We start from the raw sequence: 14957 nt of genomic DNA, 5'->3' as shown, positions 1-14957 counted from the left end.
TTGATGTCTAAAAATATGAAATTATTTAGTCAAAACCCTGATAATCGAGTTAAAATTAAGCCCGTGGCTTATTTTATGCTTTTGATGTTCTCGTATTCTTGTGCAACATTGAGTCCTCAGCAAAGAGAACACAGTACTTCACTTGCAGCAATAGAACGCAAGAGTAATGATAAAATTGTGCATACCTATTATTTTGCTGGAGGTTTGTTAGCTGCAAAGTCGCCAGAAGAACAAGAACATTTAGCACAATTAACCCAAGTGTTTAAAAAAGCCAATCCAACATCGACTTTGGTTTTGTTAGGAGATAATATACAAAAAAAACAGCTCAAAAGGGAAGAAGACACTCAATTGCAAACTGCTGTGAATTGGGCCAAACAATTTCCAGGAGAAGCAGTATTTATCAATGGAGAAACGGAATGGAAAAAAGGTTACGAGGGTATTAAAGATATTTCAAAGTACCTAACAGCAAACTTAGAAGATAAAAAAGCACTCTTGCCGCGAAAAGTTTGTGGTTTTGAACGATTAAAAATAAACGACCAAACGGTGTTGATTGTTGTAGATAGTCAATGGTATCTCGAGAATTGGGATTTGCAACCCAATATGAACGAAGATTGTGATATCAAGACAAGAGATGATTTTTTTGATGAATTAAGAGGAGAAATTAATAAAAATCAGAATAAGATTGTCGTTTTAGCCCTGCATCATCCCGTGTTTAGTACAGGAAATCACGGGGGATATTTCTCCCTACGCGACCATTTGTATCCATTTGAGTCTAAAATTCCTCTGCCTGTGTTGGGATCCGTGATCAATTATACACGTGCAGTGTCTGGAATCCATACACAAGATTTGCAGAGCAAGAAATACAATGCATTGAACAAGCGCCTTCAAACGATGGCTCAAATGTATGACAATGTGGTATTTGTATCAGGACATGAACGAAATTTACAATACCATGAGAAAGATGGAGTTAAACAAATTGTCAGTGGTGCCTTAGGCGATTTATCTCCAGCAAGAGCCATTGAAAAAGGTAGTTTTTCTGCCGGACAATTGGGTTATGCGACACTTGAAATTGCAGAAGACAAAAGCGCTTTACTCGGGTTTTATACCTTTCAAAATGGAGTATATCAACGCGTCTGGCAACAGCAAATTTTTCAACCTGAGTTGGCATTAACTAACGAGTTTGGAGCGCCAACCAATGATTCAATAGTTGCGAGTGTATATCCGGAAAAATGGACTAAAAAAAGTGGGTTTTACCGCTTTCTTTGGGGAGAACATTACCGTTCAACCTATGCTCAACCTATTGCCGTTGCCGTTGCGAATCTCGATACGGTCAAAGGTGGATTAATACCGTTGATTTCGGGTGGGGGTAATCAATCTTTATCGCTTCGTTTACAAGATAAAAATGGCACACAATATGTAATGCGAGGTGTTCGAAAAAGTGTTTCTCGTTTTCTGCAAACCGCTGTTTTTCGCGATAACTACGTGATGGAATCGTTTGACAATACTTGGGCAGAAGGGTTTATATATGACTTTTATACTACCGCTCATCCCTACACGCCTTTCATTATTGGAGATCTATCTAAGAAGGTCGGGATTTATCACACCAATCCTGAATTGTATTACATTCCCAAACAACAGGCTCTTGGCGTTTTTAATGCTAAATATGGAGATGAATTGTATATGATTGAAGAGCGCCCTAGTGAAGGACATGAGGAAGAGAGTTTTGGAAATGCGACTAAAATTATCAGTACAACAGATGTAATTGCCAATTTGAGAAAAGATGAAAAATATGCAGTAGATCAACAAATGTACTTGCGTGCGCGTATTTTTGATATGTTAATTGGTGATTGGGACAGACATGGAGATCAATGGAGATGGTCTGAATTTAAAGAAGGGGATCAAGTGATTTATCGTCCTGTGCCAAGAGACCGAGATCAGGCCTTTGCTAAAATTGATGGAGCTTTACTTTCCTTAATAAAAAAGCTACCGATGTTGCGCCATATGCAAAATTACACCACAGATTTTGCAGATCCACGTTGGATCAACCATACTGCATTTCCACTGGATCAATATTTGCTGAAATCAACAACAGAACAAGACTGGATCAATCAAGCAATATCAATTGTTAGTGATTTAGATGATGAAAGTATCGAAAAAACCTTTGCCAAGCTTCCAAAAGAAGTACAAGGCGAAGATGTAGAGCACATCAAATACGTACTAAAAGAACGCAAAAAGAAGATAGTTGATTTTGTACCTCAGTATTACCGCGAACTGAGAAAATACGTAGTTCTATCAGGTACGGATAAAAAAGATACGTTTAAACTTCTTAGAAATGACGATGGATCCGTGCAACTAGTGCAACTACGAGATAAAAAAGCAGGGCAAGAAATTGTTTTTGAAAAAACGTATGACCCCCGCGAGACGAAAGAAATTTGGATTTATGGATTGAATGATGAAGATACTTTTATTGTACAAGGAAGTGATAAAGCCAAGATTAAACTGCGTTTAATTGGTGGAAAAAATAAAGACAGCTTTCAGATAGATAAACCCAAGAATGTGGTGGTTTACGACTATGCAGATAAGCGAAATGAATTGACAGAAGTAGGCAAAAAGACGAAGCACTATTTTACCAATCGTTACGATTTGAATAATTTTAATTATGAAAAGTTGCCATTAACGGTAAATATGTTGTTGCCCAATGTGGGGTATAATCCGGAAGACGGAGTAAAGTTGGGATTTTTATATTCTTCAAAACGACTAAAATTTGTGCAAGATCCTTATGCAGCAAAGCACACAATAAAGGGGTTTTATTCTTTTAACACGAAAGGTGTAGAGGCAGAGTATGCTGGTCATTTTCCCAATGCAACAAACAATTGGGGATTTACATTGAACGCGAGAGCAACAAGCCCAAACTTTGCAGTAAACTATTACGGAATAGGAAATGAAACTCATTATTTTGATGAGGAGATGGGAGATGAATACAAAAGAGTGAGAATTGAAAGTTACTCTGTATCGCCAGGATATAAATTTGAAGGGAAAAATGGAGATTCATTTGAGGTTAACGTAGAATACAAAGCGATGAAAGTTCAGGATAAAGCGAATCGTTTTATCACGAGTAGTCCTGATTTGGTAGATCAAAAAGTATTCGATTTTCAACAATACGCGACGCTACAAGCGACCTACGATTTTCAGCAATACAATAACGCGGCTAATCCAACCAAAGGTTTCGCTTTTCACGCTTCGATGGGATGGAGAACTAATCTAGAAGATAGCAAGCAAAACTTTCCGTTTCTGGATGCGAAAGTGAGTTTTGCTCATTATTTAGAACGAAGTGAACGCTTAGTTTTAGCAACGAATTTTACTTATCAAACGCGATTTAATTCGAATTACGATTTTTATCATGGATCGACCATTGGTGGAAACACCAATTTAAGAGGGTTTAGACCTGAACGTTTTACGGGAAAAACATCATTTGTTCAAACCACTGATTTGCGTTTTAATGCCGGAGAGTTTACCGCAGGATTCATTCCCATGTCTTATGGGATATATGCAGGGTTTGACTACGGACGCGTATGGACTCCACAAGAAAGTTCTTCCAAATGGCATAACGCTTATGGAGCCGGTTTATGGGTAAATGCCATTGAGCAAGCTACCCTGCATTGTTCGTATTTTTATAGCAAAGACGGAGGTCGATTTGTCTTTGGATTAGGATTTGGGTTTTAATTGGTTGAGATCTAATTTGTAAATCTTTCCCCCCGATTTCTTTTTAACTTCATCCGAAATATATAAGGTGCTGTCATCTCCAAAGGTGACAGCTTCTTTTTGTGTATCGTGATGAAGTTTGTGCACCTCAATTTTACCATCTAAAATAGCATTGGGATTGAAGTTGTCAATCACCCATAATTTAGTGTGAGACAACAAAACAAACGTCTTTTGATCTGGGCTTATAGCAGCCCCTGTAATTGCACAGTGTTTGTATACATTACAACCTCTAAACGTCTGAACATATTCCGCTTGATGATGGCCCGCTTTGTTTGGGATTTTATAGACTAATGACGTTCCGTCAAAAGCTTTACTTCGGTTCTTTGTAAAAAGATAAAAGTGATCGTCATAGTAAAAAAACGCTTCCGCATCGTAGAAGAGTTCAGTTGATTTAGGAGGAAATTCACGCTGTTCCGGATAATCAAATGTGATGACATAATCCGCTTGCGTTTCATTTGCACTGAGCTGATCTTTATTGATTTTGATGATTTGTAAGTTTTTACGCGTGTTTTTGTTATTGCCAAAATCGCCAATGTATAAATTGCCCGAAGGATCTGAAGCTAATTCTTCCCAATCATTGTTGTTTTGGTTTTTTATTTTCAAGGTGTGAATCACTTGACCGAGTGAATCAAGCTGATATAACTCGCTCTTGTTGCCACTGTCTTGTAGTACCCAAAAAGAATGAGTCTTGGCGTCGAATGACATACCAGAAACTTCTTTTAAATAGGGAGGAAGTGTAGCGTAATCCTGGATAATGTCGCTCTTTTGACTACAGCCTGTTAAAGAAGAAAAAACCAACAATAAAACGGAGAAATACTTTTTCATAATCGCATAAAATTTTGAACTCTAAATTACGGAAAAACTTTATAGGAAACGAAGGAAGCAAGGGGATTATTGTTGAAGGATAAAGGAGAATTTTAACAGAAGAAGGGAGTAGCCACAACATTACGGAGAATAGTTGTAAAAAAAAGGGATAATTTCTCGTGATTAAAAGTGAATATCTCGTCAAAAAATTCAAACTTTAAAGTATATTTGCAAAATATAGGCGTATTGTTTGTAATTGAAATAAAACGAAAGCCTTACAACTTAGATCACGGGGATAAGAAGTCCTATTTCTTCTGACTTTTTTACTTTATTGATCTTATAATAATGGATATAACCAAGATGAAGAACATTAGAAACTTTTGTATTATTGCTCACATTGACCATGGTAAGAGTACGTTAGCAGATCGTTTGTTAGATGCTACACAAACGGTAACTGCACGTGAGCAACAAAATCAGCTTTTGGACAGTATGGATTTGGAGCGTGAAAGAGGGATTACAATTAAATCTCATGCCATCCAAATGGAGTATGAATACAAAGGCGAAAAATATATATTAAACTTAATTGACACACCAGGACACGTAGATTTCTCTTACGAAGTTTCTAGATCTATTGCTGCATGTGAAGGTGCGTTGTTGATTGTTGATGCTGCTCAAAGTATTCAAGCACAAACCATATCAAACCTTTATTTAGCTTTAGAGAATGATTTAACTATTATTCCTGTATTGAATAAAATTGACTTACCAAGTGCTAATCCAGAAGAAGTAAGTGATGATATCGTAAACCTATTAGGTTGTGATTACGAAGAAATTATTCCTGCTTCTGGTAAAACAGGATTGGGTGTTGAAGATATATTAGCCGCAATTATTGAAAGAGTTCCTGCACCAAAAGGCGATGTAGAAGAACCTTTACAAGCCTTGATTTTTGACTCAGTATACAACCCTTTTAGAGGAATTGAGGTAATCTTCCGCGTAATCAACGGGAAGATTTCAAAAGGTCAGAAGATCAAATTTATGGCTACAGGTAAAGAGTACTTTGCCGATGAAATTGGAACTTTAAAACTGAATCAAGTACCTAAACAAGTTATCTCAAGTGGAGACGTAGGATATCTAATTTCGGGTATTAAAGAAGCAAGAGAAGTAAAAGTAGGAGATACAATTACGGATGCTAAAGTGCCTACACAAAATATGATTGAGGGATTCGAAAACGTAAAACCAATGGTATTCGCAGGGATTTACCCTGTAGATACGGAAGATTACGAAGAATTGCGTAACTCTATGGAGAAATTGCAATTGAACGATGCTTCTTTGGTTTTTGCTGCGGAGAGCTCTGCTGCTTTAGGTTTTGGTTTCCGTTGTGGATTCTTGGGAATGTTACACATGGAGATCATTCAAGAGCGCTTAGAACGCGAGTTTAACATGACGGTGATTACAACAGTTCCCAACGTGTCTTATTTGGCATACACCAAGAAAAATCCGGAGACGCCAATCGTGGTAAACAACCCGTCTGACTTACCAGAACCTTCAAAATTAGAACGCGTAGAAGAACCTTATATCAAAGCAACGATCATTACAAAATCGGATTTCGTAGGACCTGTAATGAGTTTGTGTATTGAAAAACGCGGAATCATCACCAACCAAACATATTTAACTGAAGATCGTGTTGAGTTGATGTTTGATATGCCTTTGGCAGAAATTGTATTCGATTTCTATGACCGATTAAAAACAGTTTCTAAAGGATATGCTTCATTCGATTATTCGCCAATTGGAATGCGCACGTCAAACTTAGTAAAAGTAGACGTGATGTTGAATGCAAACGTAGTAGATGCATTGTCGGCTTTGATGCACGCAGATAACGCGTATCATATTGGGAAAAAGATGTGTGAGAAATTGAAAGAATTAATCCCACGTCAACAGTTTGATATTCCTATTCAAGCAGCTATCGGAGTGAAAGTCATCGCTCGTGAAACAGTGAAAGCATTGCGTAAAGACGTTACTGCAAAATGTTACGGAGGGGATATTTCTCGTAAACGTAAATTATTAGAAAAACAAAAAGCAGGAAAGAAACGCATGCGTCAAGTAGGAAACGTAGAGATTCCTCAAGAAGCGTTCATGGCTGTATTGAAATTAAATGATTAAGACGAATTAGTCGTAATATAATAGACTATCTCATTTTGGGATAGTCTTTTTTTTGTCAAAAATTAAGCAAGATGAAAAAGGGAATAGTATTGGTAGCTATGGTAGCTTTGTGGGGATGTAAAGATACCCCTAAAGCAGAACCTATTGCTCAACCTGAAAAAATTGAACACGTGGCTCTAGAGGAAGAGGTAACACCTAGTACGACCAAAAAAGAGATTTTACCAAGAGAAGAGAAAATTGGCATGGATGTTCTTTTACCGATGTTCTATGACAAGGATTTCTACGGTGAAGAAGTTGCTAAAATCAATTCGAAATGGTTGGCTTTGTTTGAATCAAATGGACAGTTTCAAGTGCGCAAGGCCAAGTATGAATTACAAGTAGAAATGAATGAATGTACCGAGTCTGAAGTGATCGGAGCTATTTCTACAGAAGAAGAAGGACCAATTCTCTTCTTTAGTGATACGAAGGATATTCTCAAAGGAAAAAAAGAGACCTTAACCATCAAAGAAGTGCCCCTTTGGCCAGAAGCACCACAGGAATACGTTTTCAAGGGCAAAACATACGTTTTAAGAGCAGAAGGCAAACAGATGGACTCTTATCTTTATACGGATGATTCAGAGCAGGAAAAGACCTTTAAATTGTTTCAGGATTATAAATTGTACTTGAGTATTGATGGGGGTGAAGAACAATTGGTTTTAGATATCCCTCATTTCAATGATACCTTTGTACAATTGTTATTTGTTGGTGATTTAGATAATGATGGTCTATTGGATTTTGTTTTTGATACATCCGCCGAATACGAACAAAAGAGTGTAGAACTATACTTGTCTAAAGGAGCAAAACACTATTTGTATTTAGCAGGAACAACAACAGTAGATTTTGCGTGTTAAACAAAGTTGAAAATAAAAAAACCTCTTGCAGTGCAAGAGGTTTTTTGTTGTTATTTTTTAGTAAAATCACCAACGTAAATAGTAGTGAATTTTGATGGTTGCAAGTATTTTTTAATTGCAGTATTCACTTGTTTTACGGTTAATTTTTCAATATCAGCATTTAACTTATCAAAATCGCTGAATGGAATGTCGAAGGTCAAGTATAAGTTTGACAACGATAGCAAGTAGTTGTCATTACCAAGAGCTGTTTGTCTCGCGCTTTTCCAACTTAATTTGTTTGCTTTTAATTCTTCCTCTGTAATTCCGTCTGCAACAAGCTTGGTGAATTCTTCATTGATCGCAGTTTCAACTTCTCCTCGTTTTGTTGGATTTAAGAAAGCGTAAATCATCCAGCTCGAAGTGTTGATATTAGGATTATTAGGAACCGTTAATGCTGTACCAGCACCGTAGCTAATTCCCTCTTTTTCACGTAAGCGCTGTGGGATACGAGCAGTCATAAATCCGCCACCCATTACTTCATTGGCAAACGTTAAGGCAGGGAAGTCTGGATTCGATTTATTCATCTCAAAGTTTAATTGACCAACAGCAGCAGCGTTTTCTTTATCTGGAGTTTGAATAATTTCTTTTGCTTGTTTCGTTGCAAACGCCTTTGGATAAGCTCTTTCAAATGCCGCTTGGTTGTTCCAGTTTCCTAAAACTCCCTCGAGCAATGTCTTAACTTCTTCTTGGTTTTGCATACCCAACACGGTGGCAACTCCGTTATTTGCGCCAAAGAATTTCGCGTAAAAGGCCTTGATTTGTTCAATGGTTACAGCCTTAGATCCGTCAATGTCTTCTTGAGTTGACGCTGAATAGTAAATACTTCCCTTTTCTTCATTAGATGTCAACTGTGATATTCTGTTGAAAGCAACCGTTTGAGGATCATTTAAAGTACTCTCTAAATACGTAGTGTGTTCTAATTTTAATTTAGCCAGTTCACTTTCAGGAAATACAGGATTTTTCAACACATCGTTTAAAATATCCATTGTTTCTTTAATGGTATTTCGATAAGAAGAAACTGAAATTAAAATGTGTTGACCTGAGAAACGAATACTAACACTTGATTTTAACTGATCCAATTGGTCTTGGATTTCTTGTTTTGATCTTGTTGTTGTTCCTGTTGTCAATAAATCAGCAGTAAAGCTTCCGATGTATTGTTTGTGGAGTAAATCTTTTTGGTCTCCAACTGGAATTTGTACGAAAATATTTACTTTTTCTCCTTTTAGATCTTTGTCTATAATACCGTATTTCATGCCATTATTCAGTTGACCAGAAGTATAGTTCTGCTCTAAATTGGCAATCGTTGGAGCAAAATCTCTAATATCGTGAGAGGTTTCTTTTCCTTTGTAATCTTTTACTAAATTCTCGATATCTGTATTTAAGAATTCACTTGGTTTTACGCGAACTTCATCTTTTGTTGGGATGAATAAACCTACTGTACGGTTGTTGTTTTTGAAGTATTTCTTTGCTACGCGTTGGATATCTTCTAAAGTTAAGTTTTCAATATTGTCACGGTGTAAGAACGCCAAGCGATAATCACCTGAACCAATGATTTCCGTTAAGTTAATTGCCGTTCCAATCGTATTGTTTTGTAGGGATTCGATATCCTTAAGTAAGCTTGTTTTTGCGCGATCTAAATCAGCTTGTGTATACGCAAGATCTCCAATTTTGGCTACTTCAGCTTTAATATCAGCTAAGGTTTTCATTTGGTCTTTGTCATTCGGTACGTCAAAATTGAATAGCATAAAGCTCGCATCTCTTACAGTTGGACTATAGGCCCATAAAGAGGATACCTTTTGTGTTTCAACTAAGGCTTGATGTAAATAACCAGATGGATCGTTGTTTAAAATATGTTCTAAAGCCTCTAGCGCAGCAAAATCTTTGTCAGCATAAGAGGCAGTGTGATACAGCATTTGGATGTGTTTGCTGTCTCCATTGCGTTTTACTTCAATGTATTTCTCACCATCTTGTGCTGGTTCTACAGTAAGGATTTCATCTAATACACGGGTTGGTCTCGGAATTACCGAAAAGTATTGTTCGATGTATTCGATTGCTTTTTGTTCGTCAAATTTTCCCGCAACCACTAATACCGCGTTGTCAGGTTGGTAGTATTTTTCGTAAAAACGTCTTAGCTGAGGTGTTTTTACACGTTCAATATCTTCTTTAGAACCAATGGTGCTCAATCCGTAATTGTGCCATAAGTAGGCCGTATTCGCTGTGCGCTCCATTAATACACTTGTTGGGTCATTTTCTCCAATCTCAAACTCATTGCGTACCACAGAGAACTCCTTATCTAAATCTTCCTGAAGAATAGTCGCGTTAACCATACGATCCGCTTCCATTTCTAAGGCCCATGCTAAGTTCTCGTCTGTAGAAGGGAATACTTCATAGTAATTCGTTCTATCGTAATACGTTGTTCCATTGGCTGAGCCTCCTTTGTCCGAAAGCATTTTCTTGATATCTCCTAAGTTTTTAGTGCTCTTAAAAAGCATGTGCTCTAATAAGTGAGCCATCCCTTTTTCCCCATATCCTTCGTGTTTAGACCCCACTTTGTAAACAATGTTTACAACCAAGTTGTTTTGAGAGGCATCTGGAAGTAATAAAACCTGAAGCCCATTGCTTAGTTTGTATTCCTTAATGTCTTCGACTTGCGTGACAAATGCTGCCTTGCTTTTTTGTTGTGCGACAGTGAAATTGGTGAAACCAATAGCACTGGCTAATACAAGTGTGTAAAAAATTCTTTTCATGTAAATTAATTATGATGTTTTTTTGGTTTAAGTCTCTTTGTGGAGATTTAATCTAATACGTGATAAGTCGCGATTTTTTTTAATTGTTACCGATTTATTAGGGTGTTTTTGTTAAAAAACGCATAAAAAAAAGCACTTCGTTTAAGCGAAGTGCTTCATTTATTTTCTAGGCAGATAAAAAATAGCGTTTTCAATACTTGTTTTTAAACTGGTCGAATTGATACAGCAACGTCTGTTTATCTGTATATCCGGATTGTTTCCACAAGAGTTTCCCTTGTCTAAATAACATCAAGGTAGGAACACCTCTCATGTTGTATTGGGTACTGTATTGTGCTGTAAGGGCCTGATTTTTATCAACGTCAATTTTGATGATGGTAATTTCATCCTTTAAAGTTGCTTTTACTTCTTCCAAAACAGGGGCTTGCATTTGACAAGGTCCGCACCATGTAGCGAAAAAGTCGACCAAAACAAATTGGTCCGATTGAATTAACGCTTCAAATTTTGTCATGTGTTTTATTTTAAATTAGAAGAACAAGTAGAAGTACAACTGTTGTCTTCTAATGCAATTCCCGTGTTTTTGATTGCACCAAATCCACCAATAACATCAATCATATTGTGATAACCTCTTGCTTTCAAAATAGAAGCGGCAATGAGTGAACGATATCCACCTGCACAGTGTATATAGAAGTTTCCTGTTGTTGGGAATGCTGCTAAATGATCATTCAAGAAATCGAGTGGTGTGTGGTTTAAGTTTTTGTATTGAATGTGAGAGGCGTTGAATTCACCTGGTTTTCTCACGTCAAAAATGGTGATATCTCCAGTGTTCATTGCTGTTTCTAATTCACTAGCCGTTACTTGTTGGATGGTGTCATATTCTTTACCTGCATTTTTCCAAGCGTTAAAACCACCAGCTAAATACCCGAGTGAGTTGTCATACCCAACGCGTGATAAGCGGATGATACATTCTTGTTCACGTCCTTCAGGAGCGATAATCAAGATGGGTTGTTTGATATCTGTGATTAAAGCACCTACCCATGGAGCAAATTGTCCGTCTAAACCAATAAAAATTGATCCTGGAATATGACCTTGAGCAAAATCAGCGGCTGAGCGAACATCGAGTACTAAAGCACCAGATTCGTCTGCTAAAACTTCGAAATCATTGGGCTGTAGGGCTTGGTTGTTCTGGATGATATTTTCTACGTTGTCGTACCCTTCTTTGTTGAGCTTTACGTTTAAAGGGAAATACGCAGGAGGAGGCAATAAACCGTCTGTCACTTCTTTGACAAATTCTGCTTCTGTCATATCTGCACGTAGTGCGTAATTGGTTTGTTTTTGATCCCCTAAAGTTCCAACAGTTTCTTTACTCAAGTTTTTGCCACAAGCAGATCCCGCTCCGTGTGCTGGGTAGACAATAACATCATCTGCCAAAGGCATGATTTTATCGCGTAAACTGTGGTATAAAGTCGCGGCTAATTGTTCTTGCGTTAAACTAGCTGCTTTTTGCGCTAAATCAGGACGTCCTACATCTCCTAAAAACAAGGTGTCACCAGTGAAAATAGCGTGGTCTTTACCGTTTTCATCTTTTAATAAGTAAGTTGTGCTCTCCATTGTGTGACCTGGAGTATGCAAAGCTGTAATGGTGATATTTCCCAATTGAAATACCTCTCCATCTTGCGCAATATGCGCTTTAAATGTAGGATTAGCATTTGGTCCATATACAATAGGAGCTCCCGTTTTTTCTGCTAAAGTTACGTGCCCACTTACGAAATCAGCGTGAAAATGCGTTTCGAAAATGTACTTAATCTTCGCTTGGTCCTTGTCCGCTTTGTCAACGTATTGCTGTACTTCACGTAAGGGATCAATAATAGCAACCTCTCCGTTGCTCTCTATATAGTAAGCACCTTGTGCTAAACATCCGGTATAAATTTGTTCTATCTTCATAAGTCTTGTTTATTTTATTGAGTAGTAAAAGTAAGAAGATGTTTTGAATTGTGCTGTAACTTAGGTTACAAACTAAAAAAACACTTCCTTACTGAAGATGTATAAGGCCATTAGCAAAACAAAATAGCCAAAACCTTTTTTTAAATTGTTGTCTGGGATGTAACGCGTAAGAAATATCCCCAAAAAAATTCCAGCGATTGAAATGGCGCTAAACGTTAACAGTAGATTCCAGTCAATTAAAGGGTTGTTTATATCTCCCAAAAAGCCAATAAGCGATTGAATAGCAACGATGAACAGAGACGTGCCTACTGCTTCTTTCATGTTGCTGTTGGCAAATAAAACCAAGGCGGGAATGATTAGAAATCCTCCACCTGCACCTACTGTTCCTGCAACAATACCGATGAAAACGCCTTGAAGAATTAACTTACTTGGTTGAGGCTGATTTTCATTGGAAGTGATCGTTTTAGGACGAATCATTTTCATAGAAGAAGCAAACATAACAAGGGCAAAAAGCACCATGAGGAGTACATTCTTCGAAAGGGAGATAGATCCGATGCTCAGGGTGTCTGGAACTAAAGGCAAGACAAAAGCGCGCATCGCGTATACGGCTAGTAGAGATGGAATTCCAAAAAGCAGAACTAGCTTGTAGTTCACTTTGCGGCTTACAGCGTTTTGAATTCCGCCAACAAGGGCTGTCGACCCGACAATAAACAAGGAATAAGCTGTTGCTAAGAAAGGCTCAACTTTTAAAATGTACACCAATATTGGGACAGTTAAAATAGATCCTCCACTGCCTATTAAACCTAGTGAAATTCCTACTAAAAGCGCTAAACCATATCCAATGATTTCTACCTCCATAAGTGATTAGTTTTTGAGCAATTCAATGTATTTTCTGTTTAGGCGAATGATGCCTTGATTTTCTAAGGTTTTTAAAATACGCGAGATCACTACCCTTGATGTATTGAGTTCTTCTGCCAATTCTTGGTGCGTATTGTGAATGAATTTACTGTTGTATAGCTTAGCTTTATCTTGAAGCAGCTTGCACAAGCGCTCTTCCATATTCATAAAAGCCAAACTGTCGATTGCAGATAGCATCTCATTCATTCTATTGTTATAGCTATTCAATACAAAATTGCGCCAACTTTTATAGCGAACTAGCCAATCGTCCATTTTGCTAACGGGAACTAAGATTACACTGCCGTCTTTCTCGGCAATAGAACGCACTTGGCTCTTTGTCTCTCCTAAACAACACGTTAAGGTCATTGCACAAGTGTCGCCTTCTTCTATGTAATACAATACAATTTCGCCCTCTTTTTGATCTTCGCGTATAATTTTTATCGCTCCAGACAATAAAAGAGGGATTTTTTTGATGTATTCACCGATTTCCATCAGGCGTTCTCCTTCTGTAAAATCTTTAATAGTAGAGACTTCAATGATTTCATCTAGCAACTTTTCTTCAAAAAGATTTCGATATTTCTCTTTAATTATATGTCCCATAATAACTCATCTAGTTGTTTGGATTTAAAGATACTCTAAATGCGTTTATGTATCAAAAATAGAAGCCGATCTGCGCTTTTTTTTAATGTGGCAACCACTTTTTGACTAGTCCATAAAACCAAGTTCCCAATAGTGCACCGATAATAGCGATGATGATTGGATAAAAACCGGCCCCAAGTAGGGCAAACATCGGACCAGGGCAAGCCCCACCTAACGCCCATCCAAGACCAAAAAAAGTACCGCCAAGTAAGTAACGGGGAATGCTTTTTTCTTTTGGAGAGAATACAATGGGATTACCAGAAAAGTCTTTGCTGTTTTTTTTCTTGATGTACTGTGTAGCAAGGACGGCAAGAGTTAACGCAGTTCCCATGATTCCATACATGTGGAAGCTGTCAAATTGAAACATTTCATAAATTCTAAACCACGAGGCAGCACCTGATTTAAACATGCCAATACCAAATAAGATACCAACCAATAAATACGCTATTTTTTTCATTTTGTAAGCATTAAAAGATAAGTGGAAAAATTAGGTGTACCATGATCAATCCACCGATAAAAAAGCCAATAATCGCGATGAGAGATGGCAGTTGAAAGTTACTCAAGCCTGAGATTGCGTGTCCAGAGGTACATCCACCGGCATATCTCGATCCAAAACCAACAAAAAAACCGGCAAGTAGAAGTAAAAGAATGGTTTTGAAAGAAGAAAAAGATTCGTTGCTAAAAAGTTCCGTAGGAACGTAAGCCTGACCAGCGCTCTCTATGCCTAAATCATGCAGTTTTTGAACGGTCGATTCCCCTAACGGAATAGCAGCTCCATCTACACTTAGAAAGTGATAGGCGATCAATCCACCAAGTATGGTTCCGACTAGGAAGAGCAAGTTCCACGTTTGGGCTTTCCAATTGAAACAGAAAAAATCGCATGTTTTTCCAGCTCCCATCATGGAACACATTGTTCTTAAATTGGAAGAAAAACCAAAAGTTTTCCCCATAAATAAGAGTAATACTAAAGTTGTAGCGATAAAAATACCACCAATATACCAAGGCCAAGGCTCGTAAATCCAATGCATCATAACAAGTTTATTAATTTTCGTATGGAACAAATGTCTATATTATTTTGCAA

At 37.5% G+C, this 14957-nt stretch carries 11 protein-coding genes; 3 read left to right on the top strand and 8 right to left on the bottom strand.

What is annotated here, in order from left to right; translation table 11 throughout:
* Positions 1–15: 15 nt before the first annotated feature.
* The gene (locus H4K33_RS04785) at positions 16–3723 is read left to right on the top strand and encodes a ShlB/FhaC/HecB family hemolysin secretion/activation protein (protein ID WP_182647334.1); all 3708 of its coding nucleotides are present in this window, start codon (positions 16–18) and stop codon (positions 3721–3723) included.
* Here the strand turns inward: H4K33_RS04785 and H4K33_RS04780 are convergent.
* Positions 3706–4587, bottom strand: coding sequence for a hypothetical protein (locus H4K33_RS04780; protein WP_182647333.1), 882 nt, complete (start codon positions 4585–4587; stop codon positions 3706–3708). The two genes, H4K33_RS04785 and H4K33_RS04780, sit on opposite strands and share 18 nt — an antisense overlap.
* A gap of 339 nt (positions 4588–4926) precedes the next feature.
* Between H4K33_RS04780 and lepA the strand changes: the two genes are divergently transcribed.
* Together lepA and H4K33_RS04770 are read left to right on the top strand one after the other, a co-directional pair.
* Positions 4927–6723 (top strand): translation elongation factor 4, encoded by a 1797-nt coding sequence (gene lepA / locus H4K33_RS04775; RefSeq protein WP_182647332.1) that lies wholly within the window; start codon positions 4927–4929, stop codon positions 6721–6723.
* 71 nt (positions 6724–6794) lie between these two features.
* On the top strand, positions 6795–7613 hold the full coding sequence (locus H4K33_RS04770) for a hypothetical protein (protein ID WP_182647331.1): 819 nt from the start codon (positions 6795–6797) through the stop codon (positions 7611–7613).
* 50 nt (positions 7614–7663) lie between these two features.
* Here H4K33_RS04770 and H4K33_RS04765 read toward each other — a convergent pair whose 3' ends face one another.
* The 7 genes from H4K33_RS04765 to H4K33_RS04735 all read right to left on the bottom strand — a co-directional run bounded on the left by H4K33_RS04765 (position 7664) and on the right by H4K33_RS04735 (position 14904).
* Positions 7664–10399, bottom strand: coding sequence for a pitrilysin family protein (locus H4K33_RS04765; RefSeq protein ID WP_182647330.1), 2736 nt, complete (start codon positions 10397–10399; stop codon positions 7664–7666).
* A 190-nt stretch (positions 10400–10589) separates the two neighbouring features.
* The gene (gene trxA, locus H4K33_RS04760; protein ID WP_182647329.1) at positions 10590–10907 is read right to left on the bottom strand and encodes a thioredoxin; all 318 of its coding nucleotides are present in this window, start codon (positions 10905–10907) and stop codon (positions 10590–10592) included.
* Positions 10908–10912: 5 nt separating this feature from the next.
* Entirely contained in the window at positions 10913–12340 is a 1428-nt protein-coding gene (locus H4K33_RS04755; protein ID WP_182647328.1) for a rhodanese-like domain-containing protein, read from the bottom strand.
* Between the two features lie 72 nt (positions 12341–12412).
* On the bottom strand, positions 12413–13198 hold the full coding sequence (locus H4K33_RS04750) for a sulfite exporter TauE/SafE family protein (protein ID WP_182647327.1): 786 nt from the start codon (positions 13196–13198) through the stop codon (positions 12413–12415).
* Between the two features lie 6 nt (positions 13199–13204).
* On the bottom strand, positions 13205–13837 hold the full coding sequence (locus tag H4K33_RS04745; RefSeq protein ID WP_182647326.1) for a Crp/Fnr family transcriptional regulator: 633 nt from the start codon (positions 13835–13837) through the stop codon (positions 13205–13207).
* Between the two features lie 82 nt (positions 13838–13919).
* A complete protein-coding gene (locus H4K33_RS04740; protein ID WP_182647325.1) occupies positions 13920–14333 on the bottom strand; it encodes a DUF6691 family protein in 414 nt (137 codons plus the stop codon).
* 10 nt (positions 14334–14343) lie between these two features.
* Complete coding sequence (locus tag H4K33_RS04735; protein WP_182647379.1) at positions 14344–14904, bottom strand: YeeE/YedE family protein; 561 nt, start codon at positions 14902–14904, stop codon at positions 14344–14346.
* Positions 14905–14957: the final 53 nt, after the last annotated feature.

The sequence above is a fragment of the Myroides sp. WP-1 genome (genome assembly GCF_014145635.1).
In the GTDB taxonomy this organism is placed as follows: Bacteria; Bacteroidota; Bacteroidia; order Flavobacteriales; family Flavobacteriaceae; genus Flavobacterium.
Note: the sequence above shows the minus strand (reverse complement) of the source record. Positions and strands in the feature narration are given on the sequence as shown.